Source organism: Arcobacter caeni (assembly GCF_003063245.1).
Lineage (GTDB): Bacteria > Campylobacterota > Campylobacteria > Campylobacterales > Arcobacteraceae > Aliarcobacter > Aliarcobacter caeni.
Genome location: NZ_MUXE01000012.1, coordinates 38,519 through 65,112 on the forward strand (window position 1 = coordinate 38,519; position 26,594 = coordinate 65,112).

A 26,594-nucleotide genomic window follows, 5' to 3' on the forward strand; every position below is an offset into this window, starting at 1 on the left:
TTTTATATTTAAAGGAAAAAGATGAAAAAATTTACAGCATTACTTTTATGTAGTATTTTATTTAATATTAATTTATTCTCAGATGAGAAAGAAGTAGCTTCTTATACAGCCCAAAAGCATAAAGTTGATTTTTATAAACAAGAAGCAAAAGTAAAAGAAGCTTTAGTAAAAGAGTATGATACAGTTGTTAAATTATCTCAGAATTTAGAAAAAGATATAATGAAAAATGATATTAATTTAAGAACTGCAAAAAATATTCTTACAGTTGATATTTGGAGTGAAAAGTTTTTAAGAAGTTATGTTCCAACTGATATGGAGTTAAAAGAGTTATTTAAAGCAGAAAAACCAAGAGTTGTAGCTAAATATGAATTACGAAATATTCTAGTAACTTATGAAGAAAATGCAGATAAAATTATTGCGGCTTTAAATAAATCAAAAACTAAAAAAGACAAACAAGAATCTTTTATAAAATATGTAAAATCAGTTTCAAATGATTTAGCTTCAAAACAAAAAGATGGTTTAACAGATTTAGTTGATGTAAATAAACTAAATATTGAAATTAAAACAGCTTTAAAAGATAAGAATGAAGGTGATATTGTTAAAGTAAATTTAAAAGATGTTGGTACTCAAATTATTTTCATTGAAAAATTTATTCCTGAAAAAGATGCAAGTTATGAAGAATCTGAAGACGCATTAATCAATCTTGCAAAAAGAAAAGCATTAGCAAAAGAGATGGATATTTTATTAAAATAACAATGAAAAATTATCTTTTTTATTTTTTACCAATCTTTATTTTCACGGGATGTTTAAGCACAATCCCAACTTTACAAGAAAGAAAAGAGTCTTTATTTGCCCTTTCAAATAAAGACTTTAGACAAGTAAATATACAAACCTCTTCTTTTACTTTATTTTCTTTACAAAAAACTTCTACTAATTGCAAAAATAAAGACTTAAAAGTTTATATAGAAGGTGATGGATTATCTTGGATTACAAGAACTACAATCTCTGCTAATCCCACACCAATAACTCCCACTGCGTTAGAACTTATGAATCAAGATACAAGTGAATGTAAAGTTTATCTAGCAAGACCTTGTCAATATATAAACTCAAATGAATGTAGCAAGAAATATTGGACAAGCAATCGATTTGATGAAAAAGTTATAAAAAGTTTTGATGATGCTTTGAATAATTTAAAAAATAGTTATCAAAATAAAAACTTTACATTAATTGGATATTCAGGTGGTGCTGCCATTGTAGCATTAGCAGCTTCTAAAAGAAAAGATGTAAATATGCTAATTACCGTAGCTGGGAATCTTGATACGCTAAAATGGACAACAATACATAATATATCAAGATTAGATGAATCACTAAATCCAGCAGATTATACAAAAGAGCTTGAAAATATTAAACAATATCATTTAATTGGAAAAGAAGATGAGGTTATTCCTAAAGAGGTATTTTTATCTTATTTATCAAAGTTTGAAAATAAAAATAATATCACTTATAAATATTATGATGCAACGCATAATTGTTGTTGGAAAGAACCATATAAAAAGTTTTTGGAAGAGTTAAATATAAAATAATAAGAGGTTTAAAAACCTCTTAAAATACTATTTCCATTCTAAAATATCTAGGAAAACTCTCTTTTAAAGAATTATCAATTTTAACAGGAAAAGCTTCTTTTATTGAAGATCTAAATAGTTCAAAATAATCTTTATCACCTTTTATAGAACTTAATTGCTCATACCCACCATCTTTTAAAATAGTCAGTCTAAACTCAATATGTTCACCTATTTTTATTTTATTTTTATCTACATTCTTATCTATATTTTTATAGATTTTTTCTTTTATAGTTTTATAAAATAACTCAACTTTTTCTTTTGGATCAGTTATTTCAGATGTAGATATTTTTTCTTCAATCACTGTATTAACTTTTGTTTCAACAGGATTTTCTGTTTTTGGAGTTTCTACTTGTGGAATCTCAGTTTTTGGAGTTTCAACTGGAATTGTAACAGCTGGTGTTGGTATAATTTCTTTTATAGTAGGAACTTCTACTTTTTTTTCTATTGTAGTTTTATTTTCAACTATTGCAACTTTTTCTTCAGTTGAAAAAAAGAAGCTATAAATAAAATATATTATGATTCCAAGAATAAAAAGTATAAATACATCTTCAAGAAAAGATTTGTTTTTTGCTTTCAAAATTAATTCCTTTTTTTATTTTTCTGGTGTGTAAATTTCATCAAGTAAACTATCAACGAAGTCATCTGGAGAAAATGCAATTAAATCATCTTGTTTTTCACCAACTCCCACATAAAAAATTGGAAGTTCAAGTTGATTTGAGATTGAAAATAAAGCACCACCTTTTGCTGTTCCATCAAGTTTTGTAACGATTATTCCATCAATTCCAACCATTTCATTAAAAGCTTTTGCTTGAGCGATTGCTGTATTTCCTTGTGTTCCATCTAAAATCATAAGTTTTTGATGTGGAGCGCCAGTCATTGCTTTTTCACATACTTTTACGATTTTTTTAAGTTCATTGTTTAGGTTTGTTTGAGTTTGTAATCTTCCTGCTGTATCAATAATTACATTATCAATATTTCTAGCTATTGCTGCACTAATTGTATCGAATGCTACAGCACTTGCATCATGCCCTTGTTTTGTTTTAATTATTGGAACATCTAATTTTGCTGCCCAAGTAGAGAGCTGTTCAATTGCTGCTGCTCTAAAAGTATCACCAGCTCCAAGAATTACAGATTTCCCATCTTTTTTAGAAATATTTGCTAATTTTGCAATAGTTGTAGTTTTTCCAGCTCCATTAACACCAATAATAAGTCTTACAAATGGTTTTGGTAAATTTGATAAATCAACTTTTGGAGCATGTTCAAAAAGCATTACAAGTCTATGTCTTAACTGTTTTCTAGTAATCTCATCAGGAAGTCCATCCATAGCTTTTTCTATAATTTCATATTCCATATCCGCTTCAATTAAAAGTTCTTGAATATCATCAAAAGATATTTTTTCCTTTTTTTGAGGAACAACAGTTTTGATAGTTTCAAAAGTTTTTTCTAATGCTTTTGAGAAAAATCCTTTTTTTTGCTCATTTTCAGCTTTGATTTCTTGAATAGTATTTTCTTTTATTTCTAAAGGAAGTTCTTCCTTTTCTATATCAATATCTTTTTTCTTTTTAAAAAAACTAAACATTTTTTACCTTTATTTTTCTAATACTTTTTTAATATCAATTTCCATCATTTCATTTGGAACTATTCCTACATATTTTTGAAATACAGTATTTCTCTTATCAATTAAAAACATAGTTGGAATTGATTTTATTCCTCCAACTGCTTTTGCAAGATCCATATTTTCAGGTGCATTTGTTACTTCATAATTTATATTATGCTCTTTTACAAATTGTTTGATTTCATCATTTGTTTTCATTTCTTCAAGTAAAACTGAAATAATTACAAGATCATTTCTATAATCATTTTGTATTTTTATTAAATTTGGTATTTCTGCTTTACAAGGCGGACACCAAGTTGTAAAAAAGCTTAATAATACTATCTTATTTGGATAATCTTTTGCGATTATTTTATCATTTTCTAATTTCAGATTTACTACTGTGTCATTTATAGTCTTTAGTTGAAATTCTGATACTCTATTGTTACTTTTTACAGAAGTTTCTTCCTTTGAAGAGTTGTCTTTATCTTTTGAATCACACCCTGTAAATAATAAAATGGATAAAATTGACAAAAATGCTAAAGTTTTAAACTGCATTTTAATTCCTTTGGGTAAAATTATTTGTTGGGTAGAGATTTTACCCAAGTGAGGCTTAAATATGAAAAATGATCACAAAAGTGATTTCAGAAAATCGTGTATAAAGAGATTAGAATTTACAAGCCTTTTTTTAAAGTATTACAAAAATAAAATAATTGTTAAAAAATTAGAAAACTTTATAAAACGAAGTGATTCGAAAAATATTTTATTATATATCCCTATGGATATAGAAGTTGATGTAAAACCGTTGATAAAAAGTTTAAGAAAAACAAAAAAGAGAGAAGTTTATGTACCATTTATGCAAGGGGATAGTTTCAAAATTGTTAAATATAGATTACCCTTGCACAAAAAGAGATTTGGAATAAAAGAACCAAATAACTCTTTTTTTAAAGCAAAAAAAATTGACCTAGCAATAGTTCCTATAGTTGGAATTGATAAATTAGGAAAAAGAATAGGTTTTGGAAAAGGTATGTACGATAGATTTTTTGATAGGTTAAACTACAAACCAATAACGATTTTTACGCAGTTAGTACTTTGCAAGAGTGAAAAGATTCTATCTGATAATTACGATATTCAAGCTAATTACATAATAACAAATTAAGGTTTTGAATATGGAATATATACTAGTAATTGCATTTGTAGGAGTACTGAGTTCTGCATTAAGCATAATTATTGTAAAAAAATTAGATAAAGCAAAATTTCAAGTTTTTATTGAACAAGCAAAAGCAAAGGCAAAAGTAATCGAGCATGAAGCAGAAGTTTCTTTAAAAGATGCTCAATTAAAGGCAAAATTCGAATGTGATAGAGAATTTAAACACGCAAGAAGAGAGTATGATGTAATGCTTTCTAAAATAGAAAAAAAAGAGCGTGAATTAAATGAACATTTAGAATCTGAATTAAGAATTATCAAACAAGAAAAAGATGAGATAGTTGAAAAAAATAGAAAAATTACAACTTTAAAAGAAGGAATGGAACAGCAAAAAAAGACTTATGAAAATAAAACTTTTGAAGCTATAAAAATACTTGAAAATGCTTCTGGTTTAACTTTGATTGAGGCTAGAGAATTAATGCTTAAAAAAGTTAAAGAAGATTCAAGAGCTGAAATTGCTTCAATTTTTAGAAAAAAATATAAAATTGCAGAGCAGAATTCAAAAAATGAAATTAATAATATGCTTTCACTAGCAGTTACAAGATATGCAGGTGAATTTGCAGCTGAGCGATTAATAAATAATGTTCCTATAAATGATGAAGAAACAAAAGGTAAAATAATAGGAAAAGAGGGGCGAAATATCAAAGCTCTTGAAATGTTATTAGGTGTTGATATTATTATTGATGATACACCAAATACTATTACAATTTCATCTTTTAATCTTTACAGACGAGCAGTTGCTACTAAAACTATTAGAGAATTACTTGAAGATGGAAGAATTCAACCTGCAAGAATTGAAGAAATTTATAAAAAAGTAAAATCAGAATTTGACAAAAACATCCAAAAAGAGGGTGAAGATGTTGTTTTAGAACTTGGAATTAAAACAATGCATCCAGAGCTTATCAAACTTGTTGGAAGATTAAGATATAGAGCTTCTTATGGACAAAACGCACTTGCTCATACACTTGAAGTTGCTCATTTATCTGGATTATTAGCATCTCAAATGGGTGGAGATGCAATATTAGCTAGACGGGCTGGACTTTTACATGATATTGGAAAAGCTTTAACTCATGAAATGCCAGGTTCTCATGTACAATTAGGTGCTGAAATTTGTAAAAGATATGATGAATGTGATACAGTTATAAATGCAATTTATGCTCACCATGGACATGAAGAACCAATAAATGTAGAATCAGCTTCTGTATGTGCTGCGGATGCTTTAAGTGCTGCAAGACCAGGTGCTAGAAGAGAAGTATTAGAGAGTTTCCTAAAAAGAGTAGAGGAAGTTGAAAATATTTCTACAAGTAAATTGGGTGTTTTAAATGCTTATGCAATAAATGCAGGAAGAGAAGTAAGAGTTATTGTAAAAGCTGAGCTTGTAAATGATGATGAAGCTATTTTATTAGCTACTGAAATTGCAAAAGAGATTGAGCAAAAAGTTCAATATCCTGGTGAAATTAAAGTGAATGTAATCAGAGAAATAAGAGCTGAAAGTTATGCTAGATAAATAAATCTTAACAAGGTACAAATTATGAAAACTGAAAAGCCAACAACAAAGATAATTGCAGGTAAATATAGAGGAAAGATTTTAGAACTTCCCTCTTTAGATGTAACAAGAAGTTCAAAAGCTAGATTAAAAGAGTCTTTGTTTAATGTTTTGCAGTTTGATATAATTAATAAAGTTTTTATAGAATCATTTGCTGGAAGTGGTTCTATTGGACTTGAAGCTATTAGCCGAGGGGCTAAAAGAGCCTATTTTATCGAGCTTGATAAAAATTCTTATCAAATTTTATTAAAAAACTGCAAAGCTGTTGAGATGGAAAAATGTCAAACAGTTCAAGGAAATACTTTTGTACAAACTCCTTTGATTATTGATTTTCTAAGAAACTCTCAAGATGAAATCGTTTTATATGTTGATCCTCCTTTTGATTATCGAGATGGAATGGAAGATATTTATGAAAAATCTTTTAATATGATTAAAAATATCGAAGCAGATAATATTTATATGATTATTGTTGAGCATATTTCTAGTTTAGAAATACCGGAAATTTTAGGAAAATTTTCACTTAAAAAAACTAAACAATTTGGTAAAAGCGCACTTTCATATTATTTTTATACACAAGAATAGAAGTATAAAATATGTTTAAAGTAGCTTTATATTTATTAATAGCAGTTATTTTAGCAATTTTTTTGTTGCCTTTTTTTTATACTATTTCTCCCTATGACTTAAATCCTACAAAAATTTTACAAGCTCCATCAATTGAGCATTTATTTGGAACTGATAGATTAGGTAGAGATGTGTTTGCAAGGGTTTTGAACGGTGGTCAAACTTCTTTAATTATTGGATTTTTAGCTGCATCTATTTCTTCAATTGTTGGTCTTTTTATTGGAATTAATGCTGGATATTTCAAAGGTAATATAGATAAAACTATTACAATTACGATTGATTTATTTTTAACTTTTCCTACTTTTTTTCTGCTTTTAGCCCTTGTATCATACATTCAAGCTTCGACTTTAATTTTAATTATAGTTATTTCAATTACTGGTTGGATGGGAATGGCTCGAATGATTAGAAGTGAGAGTTTTGCTATTGGAAATAAGCCTTTTATTAAGATTTTAAAAGTTGCAAATGTTTCAAATTTCAAAATAATTTTTAAATATTTTGCTCCACTTTTGGCACCTATTTTCCTTATTTCATTCACTTTTGGAGTTGGAGGTTCGATTTTAGCAGAATCAGGACTTTCATTTTTAGGTCTTGGGGTTAATCCCCCACAAATGTCTTGGGGAAGTTTATTAAGTGATGGAAAATCTGTGATTGATATAGCTTGGTGGGTTAGCTTTTTCCCTGGTCTTATGATATTTTTAATTACATTTTGTTTGATACAAATTAGTGATTATTTACAAACTCTTGCTAACTCAAAGGAGATGGTATTATGAAAAAATTTTATTTTTTAGTAGTTGTAGTTTTACTTTTTACATCTTGTTCTTCTAAATCTGAAATAAATATAAATGAAAAAATCAATTCTATCTCTTTATATGAAGAAGTGGTAATTGGAAATACTCCAAAAACAGTACCAAGTCCGGTAAGTGTAGGTTTAGGTCTTGGTGGATTTGTTTCTAATAATGTATCTGTTGGTGTTGGAACTTCTTTTCGCCCTGAACTTTCAAATGATGAAGCTTTATTATTAGAGCGAAGTTTTGCCATAAATAATCTCTCTTTGGCAACTTTAATAAAAGATGAGTTTAAATCACAACTTAAAAATGATTCAGTTTATAAAGATAAATTTGTACCATTTGGAAGTGATTTTGTAATACATGCTTTTGTTCCAAAGTATTTGGTTGAAACGGTTGTTTTTTCACAAAAAGCTCAAATAAAAATTTTTATTGAAATTCGAATATTAAATAAATTTAATGAGATAGTTTATGAAGATGTTCAAGAAAATGAGTTTTATTCACAAGATTTCATTTATACAAAAAATGAGATTTTAAACTCAAAAGAAGCTTTGCAAAAAGCAACTAATCTAGCAATAAAACAAACAATTGCTAGATTAATTTTAAAGTTGAAAAAATCTTAATTATTTAGATTTTATTTAGTAATTTATCAAGCGAAGAAGTACTTAAAACTCTTTTTAAAAATCCTAAGATATAAGTAGCAAATGTTACATAATATCTAGGTTTTGGTTTTTGTGTTTTTATGATTTTTAAAACCACTTTTGCAACACTTGAAGCTGGAAGATTAAAAGGCGCTTTATCTTCATTTGTTTCAAGTCTAGCTTTTAACTCTTTTTTATAAGTTTTTTCAAAAAAACTTCCTTCAATTTTGATATTTTTATTGAACTTTTTTAAAGCATTTTCTCTAAATTTCGAAGTAACTGGACCTGTATTTATTGTACTAATAAAAATATTACTTCCCATTACTTCTTGTCTTAATGTGTCATTTATTCCCTCAATTGCATACTTACTTGCATTATAAGCGCCTCTATATTTTAAAGAAATTATTCCTAAAACTGAGCTATGTTGAATGATTTTTCCAAAGCCTTGAGTTCTAAATATTTTCATAGCAGCAATAGTTACTTCATGCAAACCAAAAAAGTTTGTATCAAACTGTTCTTTTAAAACTTCCACGCTTAAATCTTCCACAGCTCCTGGTTGTCCAAATCCTGCATTATTAAAAACAGCATCAAGTTTTAAATCATTTTTTAATATTTTATTAAAAGCATTTGTTATTTCAACTTTATTTCTTACATCAATTTTAAATGCTTCAAAACCTAAGTTTTGAAGCATTTCCACATCTTTTTCTTTTCTGGCACTTGCATAAACTTTTATTCCATTTTTTCTTAATATTAGTGCAGTTTCAAGTCCAATTCCAGAAGAACAACCAGTTATTAGTATATTTTGCATATTTTTAATCCATCTAAATTTTTGAAATGGTATTATAACTTTATAAATATAAAAGCACTTTGGATAAAAATGACACAAAAAGATAAACAAATAAAAACACTTCTTGATATTGAAGTAGAAAATAGAAATAAAAACCATGAAATAAGTTACGATAAACCAGACCCACTTTTAGTTGCAAGAAGATATACAGATGAATTTGTCATTCTTTTATGTGCTTTATTTGCCTATGGAAATGCAAAATTAATAGTGAAATTTTTAGATAGTTTGGATTTTTCTTTGCTTGAAAAAAGTGATGAAATAATAGATAAAGAGCTGAATAATCACTATTATAGATTTCAAAATGCCCAAGATATAAAAACAGTATTTAAAACCTTTAAACGACTAAAAAATGAAGATAGTTTAAATAGCATATTTGTAAATGCTTACAAAAAAGAGAACAATATCCTAGAGGGAATTGACGCTCTAATTCAAAAAATTCACAACACAGCAAATCATAAATCACAAGGTTTTACTTTTTTAATTTCAAGCCCATTTAAAAGAGATAAACAAGGACTCATAAAAGAAAATGGAAATGCTCCATACAAAAGATGGAATATGTTTTTGCGTTGGATGGTTCGTGATGATAATTTGGACTTAGGACTTTGGAGTGGAATAAATAAAAAAGATTTAATACTTCCTCTTGATACTCACACTTTTAAAGTATCACAAAAATTGGGTTTATTGGATAGACAAAGTTATGATTTAAAATCAGCACTTTTAATAACGGAAAAATTAAGAGAGTTTGATGAGTTTGATCCTATAAAGTATGATTTTTCGCTTTATAGGATTGGGCAAGAAAAAATACTTTAAATAACTATTTGTTACTTTCAAGTTATATACAAGTGTTATAGTTTCCTAATTAAATAGTAGGGGGAAATTATTTATGAAAAAAGTTATGGTAGTAGCAACATTATCTGCGTTATGTGTGACAACTTTGTTTTCATTTGATGCAAAAGTTTTAAAAGAGCGTTCGGACAATGGATACAAATCTGATGCGAAGTTGGAATATAAAATTCCAGATGATAAAAATATTCCAAATAATCAATTTGGAGATTTAGTAAAATATGGAAAAGAACTGATAGTTCATACTTCAAAATACATAGGTCCAGAAGTTGAAGATTCAAAAATGAGATATGCTGGGAATAATTTAAATTGTCAAAGCTGTCACTTAGATGCAGGAACAAAATCTTATTCTTCATCATATATTGGGATTTTTGCTGCATTCCCACAATATGGGGCAAGAGGTGATAGTATTGGTACACTTGCAGATAGAATTAATGGCTGTATGCAAAGAAGTATGAATGGAAAATCATTACCACTTGATAGCAAAGAAATAAAAGCAATGCAAGCTTATATGTATTGGTTAAGTCAAGGTTATCCTGTTGCTGGAGTTGATAAATTAGAGGGTAGAAGTTTATATCCAATTGATAGAAAAATGATTAAAACTCAAGCTGCCAATCCCGTAAAAGGTGGAGTTGTTTATGAACAACAATGTGCTTCATGTCATGGTGCAAACGGTGAGGGTATAAAAAATGAAGGTCGAGCAAATGGTTATATGTATCCACCATTATGGGGAGAAGATACATATAATAAAGGTGCTGGAATGTATAGACTTCTAAAAGCAGCTGATTTTATAAAAAGTAATATGCCTTTAGGTGCAACAAAAGAAAATCCTATTTTAACTGATGAAGAAGCTTATAATGTGGCAGCATTTATCAATATGGATTCACATTTTAGACCTGATAAAGCTGATAGAATCAAAGATTTTCCATCAGAAGAAGTTAAAGCTCCTGATGTTTATAGACCAACAATTGAAACAAAAGAGAACCAAGTAGGTCCTTTTGGAAAATTCATAAAATAAATTAAAAAAAAGAGGATACTTTATTGTATTCTCTTTTTAATTAGTTAAAATTACTCATGAACAAAACATACAAAAATTTCATTTTATCTTTTATTATTGTTTTTATAACACTTCTATATTTTTTATACAAGTACAACAATAAAATAGAACAAAATCAAATAGACATTTTAGTTTCAAATAGAGTTGAACTTGTACAAAATGAACTAACAAATCAAAAAAATAATGCTTTATCTTTGGCAATATTATTTTCTAAGAATCAAAATATTATTAGTTTTTTAGAAAATAATAAACCAAAAGAGTTAAAAAAAGAGCTTTTAAATTCCCTTGAAAATATAAAAAATTATACAAATATAAATAATATCCAAATCCAAGTTCACACAAAAGATTTAAAAGTTTTTGTACGAAGTTGGGAAGATAAAGATGAGGGATTGAGTTTAGAGAGTTTTAGAAAAGGCTTGTTAAAAGTAAAAGAAACTAAAGAACCTTTTGTATCAAATGAACTAGGAAAAAGATTTAATATTAAAGCAATTTCGCCTATTTTTAATCAAAACAACGAATATATTGGAACTCTTGAAATTATTTTAGATTATAGTGATTTAAGAAATAGATTAAAATATATGGGAATAGAGATTATTCCACTTTTAAAAAAAGAGTATTTACCAATTGCAACATCTTATCATGAGGATAATTTATTAGATGATTTTGTGATTATTCAAAATGATTATGATAAAAAATTCTATGATTTACTTATGCAACATAAAAATTATCTAAGTAATGAAAAGTTCTATTATGAGTATAATAATAAGATAATTACCCAAATTCCTTTGGGTGATATTGATTTAAAAAGTGTTGGAATTTTAATGATTTTTTTTGATAAAAATGAACAAAATTTCAAATATTTACCAAGATATGAGTATTTGGGTGAAATAAATACAAAAGATTCAAATTTCAAAAACAACTTTTCAAAAGAAAAAAAAGAGATTATTATAAAGTGAAAATATGAAAATTTTACTACTTGAAGATGATTATTTATATAAAATATCTATAAAAGAATTTTTGCAAGAGCTAGATTTTATTGTAGATGATTTTGAAAATGGTGACGAAGCTTTGGATGCTATTTTTACCAATAGTTATGATTTGCTTCTTTTAGATATACGAGTGCCTGGAATGGATGGTTTTACTTTGCTTGAAACTATACGAAAAGAGCAATTGAATACTCCAATTATTATTCTTACATCTTTGACTGATATTGCCAATCTTAGTCGTGGTTATGACCTTGGTTGTAATGATTATATTAGAAAACCTTTTGATTTGATTGAACTAAAATTTAGAATAGAACAGCTAATTAAAAATAGTTGTTTTAAGACTTTGGATGATTTTATACAAATTGTTCCTGATTATGAGTTTGATGTGAAAAAAAATATTTTATATAAAGAAAAAGAACAAATAGATTTAAGTTTTAAAGAGAGTGAATTAGTCTCTTTTTTAGTTCAAAATAGAGGTTTTTTTGTTTCTATCGAGACTTTACATGAAAAAATTTGGGAAAATAAAGATATTTCATATTCAGATATTAGAATGTGTATAAAAAGAATTAGAGAAAAAACTTGTAAAGATTTTATTAAAACTAAAAGATTTGTAGGATATAAAATTGATAAATAATAAATATGAGATTAAATATATTTTAATTCAAGGTTTATTAACTTTGTTGATAGCTTTTATTCCAATATATTTTTATTTGGATTCTTCTTTTGAAAATCAAAATATAAAAGACAAAATGGATTTAAAAAATCATGCTTATTCTGTGATTTCTAAAATTGATAATTTTGAAAAAGAAAATAGTTCTATTTTTTATTTTCCAAGATCTAATATATATTTTTCTGGAATTTTCGATAAAAATAATCAGATGATTTTTTCTTTATTAGAAAAAAATAATTTAGATTTTTTTGACGAATTTTTAATAAATAAAGATGAGATTTGTTATAAAAACTATTTAAATGAAAATATTTTTGAAGCAAAATTTCTAATTGTTTGCAAAAAAATTGATAACTCTTTAGTAATATATAATGCAATTATTTTAGTTTTATCAATTAGTTTTTTTATATTTTTATCGTCATTTTTTATTATAAAACAAAGTATTGAACCATATAAAAAACTAAATCAATATTTAGATGAATTCTTAAAAGATGCGATGCATGAGTTAAAAACACCAATTGGAGTTGCGAGAATTAATGTAGATATGTTACAAATGCGATTAAAAAATGACAAACATATTTTACGAATAAAATCAGCTCTAAAAAATATGACTGTTATTTATGAAGATTTAGAATATTATATGCAACAAAATATGGTAAAAGATGAAAAAACAAATATAAATTTTTCACTTTTTTTAGAAAGAAGAATAGAATTTTTTAATGACTTAGTTATTTCAAAGAATATTAGATTCTCAAAAAATATTCAAAGTGATATTTTTATAACTTTTAATGAATTAGAACTATACAGAATTATAGATAATAATATTTCAAATGCAATAAAATACTCAAAAGATGGCTCAAATATTCAAATATCTTTAGAAAAAGAAGAGAATAAAATAAGACTTTCATTTAAAGATGAAGGAATTGGAATAAAAGATAAATCAAAAATCTTCGAGCGATATTACAGAGGTGATAAAATAACAGGCGGTTTTGGAATAGGGCTTAGTATTGTGAAAAATATTTGTGCCAAAAATAAGATTGAAATTAAAGTTGAATCACAAGTAAATAAAGGAACAACCTTTATTTACTTATTTTGATTCAGTAGATAGTTTTTTCACTAAAACTGAATATCCAGAACAAGTGCAAGAATCATCTATTGCTTCTTCAATCTCTTCAGTTTTAGAAACAAATTGCCAGTTACTATTAACAGCTTCTTTTAATGTTGAATAACCAGTACTTCTTTTATTTAAATCAGTACATTTTTTAGAACAAAGTGCTTCTTTTCCAGAATATCTCCAAGAATCAAAAAAAGTCATTGATTTTTGATCTTTTTTATTAAACAAAAGTTTAGTTTTTTGCTCTCTTGAAGCTTCTCTTCTTATAATTTCTTGTCTTTCTTTAATGACAGTTTGAGTATCTTCCTTAACAGCTGGTGTTATTTCAAATTGATGATTTTTAAAATTTTGATAAATCTTTTTTGCTTTTTCATCAATACTAACAGAATAATAAATATTATCATTTGTATTTGCTTGATGAGTTATAAAATAAGCTTCATTGTTTACTTCACAAACACTAGCTTTATTATTAGGATATGAATTAACATAATTTTTATTAATATAATAATTCATACTAACAAACTTACCTTTATTATCTGAACAAAGTTTTCCAAGTTCTGTTGATAAATTATTTGTAGCTTCTACTTTTGTAGATTTATTTTTATATAATTTTTGATTAGCATCATAGTCAAATGACCCATTTGACTCATTTAAAATATCATTGATAGTTTTAACTTTTGCTTGATCAACTTTCTTAACATTTTTAACATTTGCTTTATTTGCACATGCAGTAAAAAGGATTGATGTTGAAATAACAAACAATCCTATTTTTAAAAATTTATTTATTTCCATTTTAAGACTAAATCTCCATTCCATTTTCTAAAATAATTTTATTTCTTCCGTTTTCTTTTGCTTGATATAAAAGCATATCAGCTTTTTGTAGAGTATTTTCATAAGAGGTGTAACTACTTCTAATCGCTACTCCTGCTGAAAAAGTAACTTTAATTTTTTTATCTTTATATAAAAAGCTATTTTCTGTAACTATTGTTTTTATTCTTTTTAAAAACTGTAATAACTCTCGATTTAAATTAAAGTGAATAATCGCAACAAACTCTTCTCCCCCATATCTTCCAGCAACATCATGTTCTCTTACACTTTTATTTAGGATTTTTCCAAAAGTTGATAATACAACATCTCCACATTCATGACCATAAGTATCATTTAGTTTTTTGAAGTGGTCTAAATCAAAGAATATAACAGCATATTGAGTTTTAATTCTTTCATAAGCACTTTCGATTCTTTTTACTTCATCACTAAATGCTTTTCTTGTTAAAAGTCCAGTTAAATGATCTTTCATATTTTCTGTTTTTGTTCTATTGAGTTCTTCTTCAAGTTTTTTTACTTTTTCTTCAAGTTCGTGAACTTTTGTTTTACCGTTTTCTAATTTATTAGTTACAGTATTCATCTCTTTTTCAATTGATGTTGCTGCATTTATAAGTTCATTTTGAAGTTCTGTAAGAGCTTCTAAACCATTTTCATTTATATTTATTGAAGCTACTTTTTCTTTAATATTTAAAACATTTTGAGAACCAAAACCATTACTTGAAATAGCCTCATTTAAATAATCTGACATTAATAAAACAAGTTTAGAAATATCAGAAGTTTGCTCGATTACAATCTTTTTATCTCTTTCAAACCTTTTATTAATAAAATCTTCAATTTTATCTTGTACTTTTTTATCAAATAAAAGATTTGGTTCTTTTTCAATTTGTGAAAATAGTTGATCAATCTCTTCATTAGTTTTAGGACAAATAGAAGGTAAAACAGATTGTTTTAATAAAGAAGCTAATTCGTGAACATTTTGTGGATGAACTCTTTTTAATAAGAGTGGAATTATTTTTTCAGGGAAATCAAGATTATTTGAATTCGCCTCATCTTTTTCTTCTTTTGTTAATTGACTTAAAATATTTTCAAACTCTTTGTTCATGAATGTTTCCTAAATATGATTTTTTTTAAAATTATCCTAAAAGCTTTTTAACCATTTCATTAATTCTTTTTCCATCTGCAACACCTGCGAATTTTTTAGTTGCCATTCCCATAACTTTTCCTATGTCTTTCATAGATGTAGCTGCTACTTGTGAAATAATCTCTTTCATTCCAGCTTCTAATTCAGCATCATTTACTTGAGTTGGAAGATATAACATAAAAACATCAACTTGTTCTTGCTCTTGAGCCACTAAATCATCTCTTGAAGCAGCTTTATATTGAGAAATTGATTCTTCTCTTTGTTTGATACCTTTTTGAATTAATTTAATAACATCTTCGTCATTTAAATCTTTTCTTTCATCCACTTCAATTTGTTTAATCATAGTATTAATGGCTCTAATCGAGTCTCTTTTTACTACATCTTTTTCTCTCATTGCAGTTTTTAAATCTTCTTTTAATTGTTCTTTTAAACTCATAAAAATCCTTATATTTAATAATATTTGAGTAAATTATATCTTTTTAAGAATTAAAGCTTTCTATTAATTCTTCTAGTTCTAAAAATCTTTCAACTTTTGTTTCATAAATTTCTTTTGTAGCATCAAGCTCCTGTGACATGGCAACAATTCCTTTTTGTTCATAACATTTTGGATTCATTAAACAAGCATTTATCTCTTCAAGTTTTAACTCTAAATCTTCAAGTTCTTTTGGTAAATTATCATATTCTCTTTGGTCTTTGTAAGAAAGTTTTGTCTGTTTTTTTGCAACTTGAACAACTTTCTCACTACTTGCTTCTTTTGCCATTTCAATTTCAAGAGAGTCTAATTCTTTTAACTCTTTTTCAATTTCTAAATATTCACTATATGGTTGAAAACTCTCCATAATAGTTGCATTTCCTTGAAATACAAAAAGTTTTTTTGCAATTTTATCAACAAAATATCTATCATGTGATACAAAAATCAAAGCACCTTGAAAGTTTTGTAAATACTCTTCTAAAATATTAATTGTTGGAATATCTAAGTCATTTGTAGGTTCATCCAAAATCAAACAATCAACTTTTTTTGTGAAAAGTAGCGCAAGAGCAACCCTGTTTTTTTCTCCACCACTTAAAGCACCAACTTTTTTATCAAGATATTCCCTTGGAAATAAGAAGTTTTTCAAATAACCAAAAACATGCATATTTCTTCCATCATGAAGAACAACTCTATCTCCACCATTTGGACAAAAAGTTTCTAATAGATTTCTTTCATCATCCAAAGATTCCCTTTGTTGGTCAAAATATCCAATTTCAAAATCACCTTTTTTAAAAGCTCCACTATCTATTTTCATTTTTTCCATAAAGATTTTTAGAAGTGTAGATTTTCCACTTCCGTTTGGACCAACTATAGCAATTGTGTCTTTTTGTAAAATTCTAGTAGTAAAATCAGTAATTAGTTTTTTATCTCCTAGTGCTTTATTAATATCATCAAGTTCATAAAGCATTTTCTTTTTGTTTTTTTGATTATCATCTGTGTTAAATGATTTTTGCTCCCTTTGAAGTTCCAGTGACATTTTTCTAATAGCGGCTGGATTTGACCTTGCTTTTTGTTTTAAATCAAAATATTCTGATTTTCTTCTTTCATTTCTTTTTCTTCGGGCCGTAACACCATGTTGCATCCAATGAGCTTCTCTTTTTACTAAACGAATAAGATTATCATGCTCTTTTTGCATATTGTCCAAAAGATGCTCTTTTTGCTCTAAATATGAAGAGTAACCACCGTTGAATTTTCGCAAAACTCCACCATCAACTTCAATAACAGTAGTTGCAATATTATCAATAAAATATCTATCATGTGAGATAAAAAGTAGGGTGAAATTGTTTTTCAAAAGTAGTTGTTCTAAAAACTCAACCATATAAACATCAAGGTGATTTGTAGGTTCATCCAAGAGTAAAACATCAGGTTTTTTAAGTAAAAGACCAGCTAAACTAACACGCCGTTGTTCTCCTCCACTTAAAAGATTTACATCTTTAAATTCATACTGTTTTAGTTGAAACTCAACTAAAACTCGCTCAATCATATTGTCCAAATCCCAAGCATCATGAAAGTCAATAAAAGTCGCTAATTCACTTTGTCTTCTTATTAAATCTTCATTTTCATAATCAGTTGTAAGACGATTTGTAAGTTCTTCATATTCAGTTCTAGCATTTTTTAATTCAGCTAATTGATTTTCAATTGCATCTCTTACATTTAAATTGTCTTTGAATTTTGGTTGTTGGTCAAGCATTTCAATTTTAAGAGATTTATCAATAGCCATTTCACCGCTATCAGCTTCTGTTTGTTTCATAATTATTTTAAAAAGTGTAGATTTACCTTGACCATTTTGTCCAATAACAGCAACTCTTTGCCCATGGTTTAAAGTAAAATTTGTATCTTTTAAAATAACTTTTGTGTCGTATTGTTTTGAAATGTTTTGAAGGTCTATTAACGCCATATATGTATTCTTCTTTTTTGTAAAATCATGATTTATTTTTAATAAGTAAGTTATTAATATACCAAAAAACCTGTTAATATTTACTTTTAGTATATTTTCTTAATTATATTTTGAAAATAATATTAATTTAATATTAAGAAATGTATAATTAAGTATAAATAAAAGGAGTTTCTCATGCAAATTCAAAATAATACAAGTCAAGCTTTAGATATGTATAAACAAAATACAAATACAAGTGCTAAAACAAAAGAACAACCAGCTAAAAATGACTCTTTAGAAGAGATTATAAACAATTCAGCTGCAAGAGTTACTATCTCTATGAATGCTCAGTCTATTCTTTTTGAAATGAATACAGCAAGTATGACAAAAAATAATACTTTGGGGCAGAGTGGATCTGGATTAAAGAATAATCAACTTGAAGTTTTAAATTTTCTTGGAGGAAAAGAAACAGAAGGTGGAATGAGCCTTAAAAATATTGGATATGAGGGAAAACCAATTCTTGAATTATCTTCTGATGAAGCAAAGAATTTAGTAAGTGAAGAAGGGTTTTTTGGTGTAAAAAATACTTCAGATAGAGTTGCTGGTTTTGTATTAAGTTTTGCTGGTGATAACTTAGATGTTCTTCAAAAAGGAAGAGATGGAGTAGTTCAAGGTTTTGAAGAGGCTAAAAAGATGTTTGGAGGTGAACTTCCTGAAATATCATATAAAACTCAAGAAAGAACATTGGCTTTGATTGATGAGAAAATGAATAGTTTAAAAGGAAAGTCATAAAGACTTTTCCTTAATTAATGATTTATATCATTTAACTTAAAATCATCATATGGATCCATATGAATATTTATAATCCAATCTCTCGAAGAATCTAGCTTTTTGATTTTATTCTCAATAGAATCAGTAGCTTTATGTGCTTCCATAAGTGTAATCAAACAATTAAAAACCAAATGTACTTCCACAAAAGTTTGATTTGCAGCTTCTCTTGTTTTTAATAGATGATAAGCATTTACTTTGTCATTTTGTTTTATTATTTCTTCTATATTTGCTACTACTTCTTCATCAACGGCTCGGTCTAATAAAACTAAAATACCATCTTGAATTAAAGAATATGCAGAATAAATAATATATAAAGCGATTCCTCCTCCTACAATTACATCAATTATTTCATAACCAGTAAAAGTTACAAGAAGTAAAGAAATTAAAACAGCTGCATTACTAAAAACATCCGTTTTATAGTGTAAAGCATCAGCTTTAATAACCATTGAATTTGTTTTATTAGCAATATAATTTAAATAAATTACTAATAAAATCGTAATAATCAAAGAGATAATCATTACATAAATAGAAACTTCTAAATATTGTGATGTTTCACTATTTATAGCTTTTTTAGCAGCTTGATAAAGCAAGAATAATCCAGAGATACTAATAATAGTTCCCTCGATTACAGAAGCTAAGGCTTCAATTTTCCCTCTTCCATAATTAAAAATTTTATCAGCTGGTTTTTCAGAATTTGAAATAGCAAAATAGTTAAAAATAGATACAAACATATCTAAAACAGAATCAACAGCAGAAGCTAAAACAGCAACAGAACCACTTGTGATTCCAATTGCTAGTTTTATTAAAGTAAGTAGCCCAGCTACACTAGATGAAACAACGGTAGCTTTTTTTTGAGGTGTCATTATTTGTTTTCTACAAACTCTTTGATTCTTTTAATTCCTTCTTGAATACTTGCTAAATCAGTAGCAAAAGAGAATCTAAAATAACCTTCTGAACCAAATGCAAGACCTGGAACTAAAGCTACACCTTTTTGTTCTAATAATTCAGCACAAAATTTCATAGAATCATTTGATACTTCTTTAATATTTACAAAAAGATAAAATGCACCATCTGGGTCGATTGTTGATAAACCTTTTATTTCATTAAAAGATTTTACTGCAATATTTTTTCTTTTCTCAAATTCAACTCTCATCATTTCAATATCTTTATCAGCTTTTCCCTCAAGTGCAGGAATTGCAGCATATTGAGTCATTGTGTTAACATTTGATGTTACTTGACCTTGAAGTTTTGTTAAAGATTTTGCAAGTGCTACATTTGGAGTTGCAATATATCCAAATCTCCAACCTGTCATTGCTACTGCTTTACTTAAACCATTTATTGTAACAGTTCTGTTATACATATCAGAAGAAACTTCTGCTGCTGCTACAAACTTTTTACCATTGTAAATAATTTTTTCATACATTTCATCTGATAAAACGATAATATCTGTACCTTTTAAAACTTCACCAAGTGCTAATAATTCTTCTTTTGAATAAATAGAACCTGTTGGATTTGAAGGAGTATTTAAAAGTAAAATTTTTGTTTTTGGTGTAATTGCAGCTTTTAATTGTTCAGCTGTGATTTTAAATTCAGTAGAATCATCAGTGTCAATGAATACAGGAATTCCATCTGAAAATTTTACTTGTTCAGGATATGTAACCCAATAAGGTGCTGGAATAATAACTTCATCACCTTTTTCAATTAGAACTTGAAAAAGATTAAATAACGAGTGTTTTGCCCCATTACTTATTACAATACCATCTAATTTATATTCTAATCCGTGGTCTTTTTTTAATTTGTTAATAATTGCTTGTTTGGTAGCGATAATTCCCTCTACGGCTGTATATTTAGTTTGACCATCATTAATTGCTTTTATAGCAGCATCTTTAACAATTTGTGGTGTATCAAAGTCAGGCTCACCTGCACTAAAACTTAGTATATCTTTACCTTGAGCTTTAAGTTCTCTAGCTAAGGCAGTGATTGCCAAAGTAACTGATGGAGACAGATTTTCCATTCTGTTTACAATTTTCATTAACATCTTCCTCAATAAAATTATCATTATATTTTTGATATAATAGTTGTGCGATTTTAACAAAAAATTACTTAAGGAATAGTTTGAGCTTTCAAATTGAAATAAATCAAAGATTAGTAACCGTTCACTTAGAAAAAAGAAGAAATATAAAACATGTTTATCTTCGAGTTTTAAATCCAAATCTAATTCAAATAAAAACAAATATTTATTACACACTTTTAGAAGCAAAAGATTTAATTGAAAAAAAGATAGATTGGATTGAAAATTCTATTATTAGGCTTGAAGAAAAAAGTATAAATGAAGATGAATTTTTGTATCTTGGTGTTAGAAAAAAAATTGAAGAATTTAAAATCAAAAATATTGATAATTTTTATAAAAAAGAGATTGTAAAATATTTGCCAGATTTAGTGGATGAATATTCAAAAAAAATGAATCTATTTCCTACTTCAATTAGATATAGAAAAAATAAAAGAACTTGGGGTTCTTGTAATTATAAAAATGGTTTGAATTTTAATATTTTACTTATGAAATTTCCAATTGAGCTTATGGAATATGTGATTATTCATGAATTAGCTCATATACAACATAAAAATCATTCAAAAAATTTTTGGGATTTAGTAGAAATTCATTGTCCAGATTATAAAAAAAGAGAAAAAATATTTAAGAGTTTTTTATAATCTCTCTTATTTTTTCAAATTTTCTGAATAAATATTCATCTTTTGCTTTATTATCAAAAATTCCAAATGAACGCTCTTTATAAAGGGAAATAGGCGCATTTTCTTTCTCTTTTTTTTCTATTACATTTGTAATAAAAAAACCAATATCTTCAACATTTGCAATCTTGAAATTTTTTAATAATGATTTTATATCTGCTTTGTTATACTCAAATTCCATTTTATAAACAGGATGGGTTAATACAAAAAACAAAGTTTGATTTTTTACATAAGCGAATTTCACACCTTTTTTTAATTTTAAAGGAAGAACTTCTATAAACTTTTTTATTAAAAAAGATGTATTAATCTTACTGAATTCAGGATTATTTTTAAGATGACTAAGTATTTCATTAATTTTTTTCATGGGCTAATTATAGCAGGTTTTATATTATCATTTAGTGGTTGTGGTTACAAAGATGATCCAAAATATATTCAACAAGATTCTTCAACAGAACAAAATAGTAATAACATTTCAAAACAATGATTTACGATTACATAATAATAGGTACGGGAATTGCAGGACTTAATGCTGCAAGATTGATTCCCAAAAATAAAAGAGTTTTAATTTTATGTAAGATGTCAACTTGGAATTGTAATACTTTTTGGGCTCAAGGAGGAATTGCAAGTGCAGTTGATGAAAATGATATTCCAGCTCATATTCAAGATACTTTAACAGCAGGTGTTAATTACAACGACAAAAATGCCGTTGAACTTTTAAGTAAAAAATCAATATCAACAATAAAAAATTTAATTGATGATGGAATGAAATTTGACCTAAATGATAAAGGTGAATTAGCATATACAAAAGAAGCAGCACATAGTAGAAATAGAATTTTACACGCAGATGGTGATGCAACTGGAAGAATGATTCATATTTTTTTATTAGAAAATTGTCCTCATGAAATTGTAACTCAAGCAGTAGTTTGTGATTTACTCATAAAAGATGATATTTGTTATGGAGTTCAATACTTTACTAATGAAACAAATCAAAAAGTGGTTTATGCACATAATACAATAATTGCAAGTGGAGGAGTTGGTTCAATTTATAGATACCATACAAATTCAACAGCAAATGCTGGAGAAATCCAAGGAATTATTGCTGAAAAACATCTTCCACTAAAAGATATGGAAATGATGCAATTTCACCCAACAGTTGTAAAAGGAACTACATTTGCTAGAAAACCTTTATTATCTGAAGCTTTAAGAGGTGAGGGTGCTCATATTGTTGATGAAAATGGATATAGATTTTTATTTGATTATCATAAAGATGGAGAATTAGCACCACGAGATGTGGTGAGTCGTTCTATTTTTGATTACAATAAAAAAACTGGTTTAGGAATATATTTATCTTTTGAAACTTTTGAAAAAGTAGCTTTCAAAAAAAGATTCCCAAATATTTATTCAAATTTAAAAGAATTAGGTTATGACTTACCTTTTGAAAGAGTTCCTATTTCTCCAGCGTTTCACTATTCAATGGGTGGAATTGAGACATCTTTAGATGCAAAAGTAAAAGGAATGAAAAATCTATATGCTATTGGTGAAGTTGCATGTACGGGTGTTCATGGTGCAAATAGATTAGCATCAAATTCTTTACTTGAGGGATTGGTTTTTTCTCAAATTGCGGTTGAAAATTCATCAAAAGATGATTTTAAAATAACAAAAGAAAATTATGATAAACCTGTTATAAATTATGTAAGAAATAAAGAAATTGACAAAGATATAAAAGATAATTTAAGAGAAATGATGTGGACTAATGCAGCAATTGTGCGAGAACCTGCTAAACTTAAAACTACTCTTGAAACTATTGAAAATTATCTAAAATTAGATGTTGGAAGATTACTTTTTTTAAGATTACTTACAGCCAAAGCTATTTTAAAATCTGCCCTAAAGAGAAAAGAATCTCTTGGGGCTCACTATATTAAGGAGAATTGATGTTTAAAGTTATAATTACTTTATTATTGGGTACTTTATCATTATTTGCAAGTTCAGCGAGTAATGTGGAGATTCCAAATTTAACAATGACATGGGTTGGATTTGCAACTATTATTATATTTGTTATTGGTTATTATTTTGTTGCTGCAGAAGAAAAATATGCAATTGATAAGGCAAAACCTGCCTTATTTATTGGTACATTTATGTTTATTTTAGTTGCTATTTATTATGTATTAAATGGTTTAAATATGGAATTGGTTCATATAGAAGCAAACCATTTGATCTTAGAAATAGCTGGAATTTTCTTCTTTTTATTCGTTGCAATGACTTATATAGAATCATTACTTCACATGGGAGTTTTTGATAGATTAAAATATAATTTAATTTCAAAAGGTTATACATATAGAAAATTATTTTGGTTAACTGGATTTTTAGCATTCTTCATATCTCCTGTTGCAGATAATTTAACAACAGCTCTTATTTTATCAACAGTTTTAATAACTATTGAAAAAACAAGAAAAGATTTCTTAGTACCAGGTGCTATTAATATTGTTGTTGCGGCAAATGCAGGAGGTGCTTGGTCTCCATTTGGTGATATTACTACATTAATGGCTTGGACAGCAGGGAAAGGTCATTTTACAGACTTTTTATTTTTATTCCCCTCAGCTTTTGTAGGATTTCTTGTAACATCATTTTTATTATCAAGATTTGTTCCTAATATTGTGCCAGATTTTGATGCAACAAAAGAAGAAAAACCAAAAATGCATGAAGGTGCAAAAGTGGTTATGTTTCTTGGAATATTAACTATTGCCTGTGCTGTATTATCACATCAAATTTTAAATTTACCAGCAATGTGGGGAATGATGTTTGGTTTAGCTTTACTAAAAGTTTATTCATATAGTTTGAGTAAAAAATATGGAAAAGATCATTTTAATATTTTTGAATCAATGGCAAAAATTGAAAATAATACTTTAATGTTTTTCTTTGGTATTTTAGCAGCGGTTGGTGTATTATATTTTGTTGGATGGTTAGGACTTGCAGCTATTGTTTATCAACCAGATGTTTTAGGACCAACTTGGGCAAATATTGGAGTTGGGTTCTTATCTGCAATTGTAGATAATGTTCCAGTTATGAGTGCAATTTTAAAAGCAAATCCTGAAATGGCTGTTGATCAATGGATGTTGGTTACTATGACAGCTGGAGTTGGTGGTTCATTAATCTCTTTTGGTTCAGCAGCTGGTGTTGGAGTAATGGGGAAAATGCATGGTATTTATACATTTAGTTCACATATGAAATATGCTTGGACTATTTTAATTGGATATTTTGTTTCTATTGCTATTTGGTATGTTCAATATCAGATGTTAGGAATTGGACATTAATTTTTAGTAGTACTAAAAATTCAAAAGGGCTGTTGGGATTTCCCAATAGCCCTTTTTTTATTTAACTTTTTTTTTACTACTTTTTAGATAGAATGTAAGATTAAAATTTGTAATATTTAAATCTTATGGTTTGAAATATAAAGGAAACAATAGATGAAACATGTCCCAATAGTAGTATTAGACTTCGGTAGTCAATATACTCAAATTATTGCTAGAAAACTAAGAGAAGCAGGTGTTTATTCTGAAATAGTACCTTATAGTGAGAGTATTGAAGATATTATGGCTAGAACTCCAAAAGGAATTATTCTTTCAGGTGGACCAGCTTCTGTTTATGCAGATGATGCTTATCATCCTGATACTACAATATTTGAATTAGGTCTTCCTATTTTAGGTATTTGTTATGGTATGCAGTTAATTTCTCAACATTTTGGAGGAAGCGTAGTTCCTGCACATCACCATGAATATGGAAAAGCAAAATTAAAATTTGAAACTGAAAATCCAATTTTTAAAGACACAACAGATGGACAAATCGTTTGGATGAGTCATGGAGATAGAGTTGAAAATATTCCAGCTGGATTTGAAAGAATAGCAACAAGTGAAAACTCACCATTTGCAGCAATTGCAGATACACATAGAAATATTTATGCGTTCCAATTTCATCCTGAAGTTTACCATTCAGCTGAGGGTTCAAAACTTCTTAAAAACTTTGCAAAACATATTTGTGGTTGTGAATCGACTTGGAATATGGGTTCTTTTGCAAAAGAACAAATAAAAAATATTCAAGATAGAGTTGGAAATAAAAAAGTATTATGTGGAGTTTCAGGTGGAGTTGATAGCTCAGTTGTAGCAACACTTTTAGCAGAAGCAATAGGTGATAAAGTTATTCCTGTATTTGTTGATAATGGATTATTAAGAGCAAACGAAAGAGAACAAGTTGAAGCAATGTTTAAGGCTCGTGGTGTAAAACTTATTACTGTTGATGCAAGTGAGCAGTTTTTGACAAAACTAGCAGGTGTAACAGACCCTGAAACAAAAAGAAAAATCATCGGTGAAACATTTATCGAAGTATTTGATAAAGAAGCAAAAAAACACGATGGTATTGAGTTCTTAGCACAAGGAACACTTTATACAGATGTTATTGAATCTGTTTCAGTAAAAGGTCCATCAAAAACTATCAAATCTCATCACAATGTAGGTGGACTTCCTGATTGGATGAAATTTGAGTTAGTTGAACCTTTAAGAGAAATCTTCAAAGATGAAGTTAGAATTTTAGGATTAGAATTAGGATTACCTGCATCTATGATAGGAAGACATCCATTCCCAGGACCAGGACTTGCTATTAGAATCATGGGAGATGTAAATAAACCTGATTTAGAAATTTTAAGAAAAGCAGATGTTATAATGCTTGATGTATTACATGCCACTGGATATTACGATAAAACATGGCAAGCATTTACAGTTTTATTAAATGTAAAATCAGTTGGAGTTATGGGGGATAATAGAACTTATGACAATACTATTTGTGTAAGAATAGTAGAAGCAACAGATGGAATGACAGCAACTTTTGCACATATTCCACATGAAATTTTAGAAACAATCTCAAGAAGAATCATCAACGAAGTTGATGGAATCAACAGAGTGGTATATGATATTTCATCAAAACCACCAGCAACTATAGAGTGGGAATAATCTTTTTGCCATAATTTTGGCGCATCTTTCAGCGAATATGAACTTCGATGTACTTGTAGTACACCTTTGTTCATATTCACAAAAATCTACACCAAACTTCTGACAAAAATTATAGGA

General features: G+C 27.4%; 28 protein-coding genes. 17 read left to right on the plus strand and 11 right to left on the minus strand.

The window, feature by feature from the left end; genetic code table 11:
• Window positions 1-21: 21 nt before the first annotated feature.
• Both B0174_RS08690 and B0174_RS08695 read left to right on the plus strand, forming a co-directional pair.
• Entirely contained in the window at window positions 22-753 is a 732-nt protein-coding gene (locus B0174_RS08690; RefSeq protein ID WP_108559742.1) for a peptidylprolyl isomerase, read from the plus strand.
• Window positions 754-755: 2 nt separating this feature from the next.
• The gene (locus B0174_RS08695) at window positions 756-1,583 is read left to right on the plus strand and encodes an alpha/beta hydrolase family protein (protein WP_108559744.1); all 828 of its coding nucleotides are present in this window, start codon (window positions 756-758) and stop codon (window positions 1,581-1,583) included.
• 19 nt (window positions 1,584-1,602) lie between these two features.
• On the opposite strand, the gene B0174_RS08700 is transcribed toward B0174_RS08695, so the two are convergent.
• Genes B0174_RS08700 through B0174_RS08710 form a run of 3 tightly spaced genes read right to left on the minus strand, consistent with a single transcriptional unit; the run spans window position 1,603 to window position 3,771 of the window.
• Window positions 1,603-2,199, minus strand: coding sequence for a hypothetical protein (locus tag B0174_RS08700; protein ID WP_108559746.1), 597 nt, complete (start codon window positions 2,197-2,199; stop codon window positions 1,603-1,605).
• 15 nt (window positions 2,200-2,214) lie between these two features.
• Entirely contained in the window at window positions 2,215-3,201 is a 987-nt protein-coding gene (gene ftsY, locus B0174_RS08705) for a signal recognition particle-docking protein FtsY (protein WP_108559748.1), read from the minus strand.
• A 9-nt stretch (window positions 3,202-3,210) separates the two neighbouring features.
• On the minus strand, window positions 3,211-3,771 hold the full coding sequence (locus B0174_RS08710) for a TlpA family protein disulfide reductase (RefSeq protein ID WP_108559750.1): 561 nt from the start codon (window positions 3,769-3,771) through the stop codon (window positions 3,211-3,213).
• Window positions 3,772-3,832: 61 nt separating this feature from the next.
• On the opposite strand from B0174_RS08710, the gene B0174_RS08715 reads away from it, so the two are divergent.
• Genes B0174_RS08715 through B0174_RS08735 form a run of 5 tightly spaced genes read left to right on the plus strand, consistent with a single transcriptional unit; the run spans window position 3,833 to window position 7,995 of the window.
• Window positions 3,833-4,372 (plus strand): 5-formyltetrahydrofolate cyclo-ligase, encoded by a 540-nt coding sequence (locus B0174_RS08715; protein ID WP_108559752.1) that lies wholly within the window; start codon window positions 3,833-3,835, stop codon window positions 4,370-4,372.
• 10 nt (window positions 4,373-4,382) lie between these two features.
• Window positions 4,383-5,927: a ribonuclease Y gene (gene rny / locus B0174_RS08720; RefSeq protein WP_108559754.1), complete on the plus strand. Its 1,545-nt coding sequence runs from the start codon at window positions 4,383-4,385 to the stop codon at window positions 5,925-5,927.
• 24 nt (window positions 5,928-5,951) lie between these two features.
• The gene (gene rsmD, locus B0174_RS08725; protein WP_108559756.1) at window positions 5,952-6,548 is read left to right on the plus strand and encodes a 16S rRNA (guanine(966)-N(2))-methyltransferase RsmD; all 597 of its coding nucleotides are present in this window, start codon (window positions 5,952-5,954) and stop codon (window positions 6,546-6,548) included.
• Window positions 6,549-6,559: 11 nt separating this feature from the next.
• Window positions 6,560-7,357, plus strand: a complete 798-nt coding sequence (locus tag B0174_RS08730; RefSeq protein ID WP_108559758.1) for an ABC transporter permease — start codon at window positions 6,560-6,562, stop codon at window positions 7,355-7,357.
• A complete protein-coding gene (locus B0174_RS08735; protein ID WP_108559760.1) occupies window positions 7,354-7,995 on the plus strand; it encodes a hypothetical protein in 642 nt (213 codons plus the stop codon). Before B0174_RS08730 ends, B0174_RS08735 begins: the two co-directional genes overlap by 4 nt.
• Before the next feature lie 4 nt (window positions 7,996-7,999).
• Here the strand turns inward: B0174_RS08735 and B0174_RS08740 are convergent, their stop codons facing one another.
• Complete coding sequence (locus tag B0174_RS08740) at window positions 8,000-8,821, minus strand: SDR family NAD(P)-dependent oxidoreductase (protein ID WP_108559762.1); 822 nt, start codon at window positions 8,819-8,821, stop codon at window positions 8,000-8,002.
• A 69-nt stretch (window positions 8,822-8,890) separates the two neighbouring features.
• Here B0174_RS08740 and B0174_RS08745 point away from each other — a divergent pair, with 69 nt between their 5' ends.
• The 5 genes from B0174_RS08745 to B0174_RS08765 all read left to right on the plus strand — a co-directional run bounded on the left by B0174_RS08745 (window position 8,891) and on the right by B0174_RS08765 (window position 13,509).
• Window positions 8,891-9,670 (plus strand): TIGR02757 family protein, encoded by a 780-nt coding sequence (locus B0174_RS08745; protein ID WP_108559764.1) that lies wholly within the window; start codon window positions 8,891-8,893, stop codon window positions 9,668-9,670.
• Between the two features lie 73 nt (window positions 9,671-9,743).
• A complete protein-coding gene (locus tag B0174_RS08750; RefSeq protein ID WP_108559766.1) occupies window positions 9,744-10,721 on the plus strand; it encodes a c-type cytochrome in 978 nt (325 codons plus the stop codon).
• 56 nt (window positions 10,722-10,777) lie between these two features.
• Window positions 10,778-11,716: a cache domain-containing protein gene (locus tag B0174_RS08755; protein WP_108559768.1), complete on the plus strand. Its 939-nt coding sequence runs from the start codon at window positions 10,778-10,780 to the stop codon at window positions 11,714-11,716.
• Between the two features lie 4 nt (window positions 11,717-11,720).
• A complete protein-coding gene (locus B0174_RS08760) occupies window positions 11,721-12,380 on the plus strand; it encodes a response regulator transcription factor (RefSeq protein WP_108559771.1) in 660 nt (219 codons plus the stop codon).
• The gene (locus B0174_RS08765; protein WP_108559773.1) at window positions 12,370-13,509 is read left to right on the plus strand and encodes a sensor histidine kinase; all 1,140 of its coding nucleotides are present in this window, start codon (window positions 12,370-12,372) and stop codon (window positions 13,507-13,509) included. Before B0174_RS08760 ends, B0174_RS08765 begins: the two co-directional genes overlap by 11 nt.
• Here B0174_RS08765 and B0174_RS08770 read toward each other — a convergent pair.
• From B0174_RS08770 to abc-f, 4 genes are read right to left on the minus strand one after another with little or no spacing between them, the layout of a single operon-like run.
• Complete coding sequence (locus B0174_RS08770) at window positions 13,501-14,319, minus strand: hypothetical protein (protein ID WP_133174794.1); 819 nt, start codon at window positions 14,317-14,319, stop codon at window positions 13,501-13,503. The two genes, B0174_RS08765 and B0174_RS08770, sit on opposite strands and share 9 nt — an antisense overlap.
• Window positions 14,320-14,326: 7 nt before the next feature.
• Window positions 14,327-15,454 (minus strand): GGDEF domain-containing protein, encoded by a 1,128-nt coding sequence (locus tag B0174_RS08775; protein WP_108559777.1) that lies wholly within the window; start codon window positions 15,452-15,454, stop codon window positions 14,327-14,329.
• 31 nt (window positions 15,455-15,485) lie between these two features.
• Window positions 15,486-15,929 (minus strand): GatB/YqeY domain-containing protein, encoded by a 444-nt coding sequence (locus tag B0174_RS08780; RefSeq protein WP_108559779.1) that lies wholly within the window; start codon window positions 15,927-15,929, stop codon window positions 15,486-15,488.
• 43 nt (window positions 15,930-15,972) lie between these two features.
• A complete protein-coding gene (abc-f, locus tag B0174_RS08785; protein ID WP_108559781.1) occupies window positions 15,973-17,922 on the minus strand; it encodes a ribosomal protection-like ABC-F family protein in 1,950 nt (649 codons plus the stop codon).
• A 174-nt stretch (window positions 17,923-18,096) separates the two neighbouring features.
• On the opposite strand from abc-f, the gene B0174_RS08790 reads away from it, so the two are divergent.
• The gene (locus B0174_RS08790) at window positions 18,097-18,693 is read left to right on the plus strand and encodes a hypothetical protein (protein ID WP_108559783.1); all 597 of its coding nucleotides are present in this window, start codon (window positions 18,097-18,099) and stop codon (window positions 18,691-18,693) included.
• Window positions 18,694-18,707: 14 nt separating this feature from the next.
• Here B0174_RS08790 and B0174_RS08795 read toward each other — a convergent pair whose 3' ends face one another.
• Window positions 18,708-19,595 (minus strand): cation diffusion facilitator family transporter, encoded by an 888-nt coding sequence (locus B0174_RS08795; protein ID WP_165790405.1) that lies wholly within the window; start codon window positions 19,593-19,595, stop codon window positions 18,708-18,710.
• Window positions 19,595-20,764: a pyridoxal phosphate-dependent aminotransferase gene (locus B0174_RS08800; protein WP_108559787.1), complete on the minus strand. Its 1,170-nt coding sequence runs from the start codon at window positions 20,762-20,764 to the stop codon at window positions 19,595-19,597. The genes B0174_RS08795 and B0174_RS08800 overlap by 1 nt, the downstream gene beginning before the upstream one ends.
• 83 nt (window positions 20,765-20,847) lie before the next feature.
• Between B0174_RS08800 and B0174_RS08805 the strand changes: the two genes are divergently transcribed.
• Window positions 20,848-21,441 (plus strand): M48 family metallopeptidase, encoded by a 594-nt coding sequence (locus B0174_RS08805; protein ID WP_108559789.1) that lies wholly within the window; start codon window positions 20,848-20,850, stop codon window positions 21,439-21,441.
• Here B0174_RS08805 and B0174_RS08810 read toward each other — a convergent pair.
• Window positions 21,425-21,841, minus strand: a complete 417-nt coding sequence (locus tag B0174_RS08810) for a DUF721 domain-containing protein (protein ID WP_108559791.1) — start codon at window positions 21,839-21,841, stop codon at window positions 21,425-21,427. The two genes, B0174_RS08805 and B0174_RS08810, sit on opposite strands and share 17 nt — an antisense overlap.
• A gap of 116 nt (window positions 21,842-21,957) precedes the next feature.
• Between B0174_RS08810 and nadB the strand changes: the two genes are divergently transcribed.
• The 3 genes from nadB (at window position 21,958) to guaA (ending at window position 26,477) form a co-directional block, all read left to right on the plus strand.
• On the plus strand, window positions 21,958-23,409 hold the full coding sequence (gene nadB / locus B0174_RS08815; protein ID WP_108559793.1) for an L-aspartate oxidase: 1,452 nt from the start codon (window positions 21,958-21,960) through the stop codon (window positions 23,407-23,409).
• Window positions 23,409-24,788 (plus strand): sodium:proton antiporter NhaD, encoded by a 1,380-nt coding sequence (gene nhaD, locus B0174_RS08820; RefSeq protein WP_108559795.1) that lies wholly within the window; start codon window positions 23,409-23,411, stop codon window positions 24,786-24,788. Before nadB ends, nhaD begins: the two co-directional genes overlap by 1 nt.
• 153 nt (window positions 24,789-24,941) lie before the next feature.
• Window positions 24,942-26,477: a glutamine-hydrolyzing GMP synthase gene (guaA, locus tag B0174_RS08825; RefSeq protein WP_108559797.1), complete on the plus strand. Its 1,536-nt coding sequence runs from the start codon at window positions 24,942-24,944 to the stop codon at window positions 26,475-26,477.
• Window positions 26,478-26,594 lie beyond the last annotated feature (117 nt).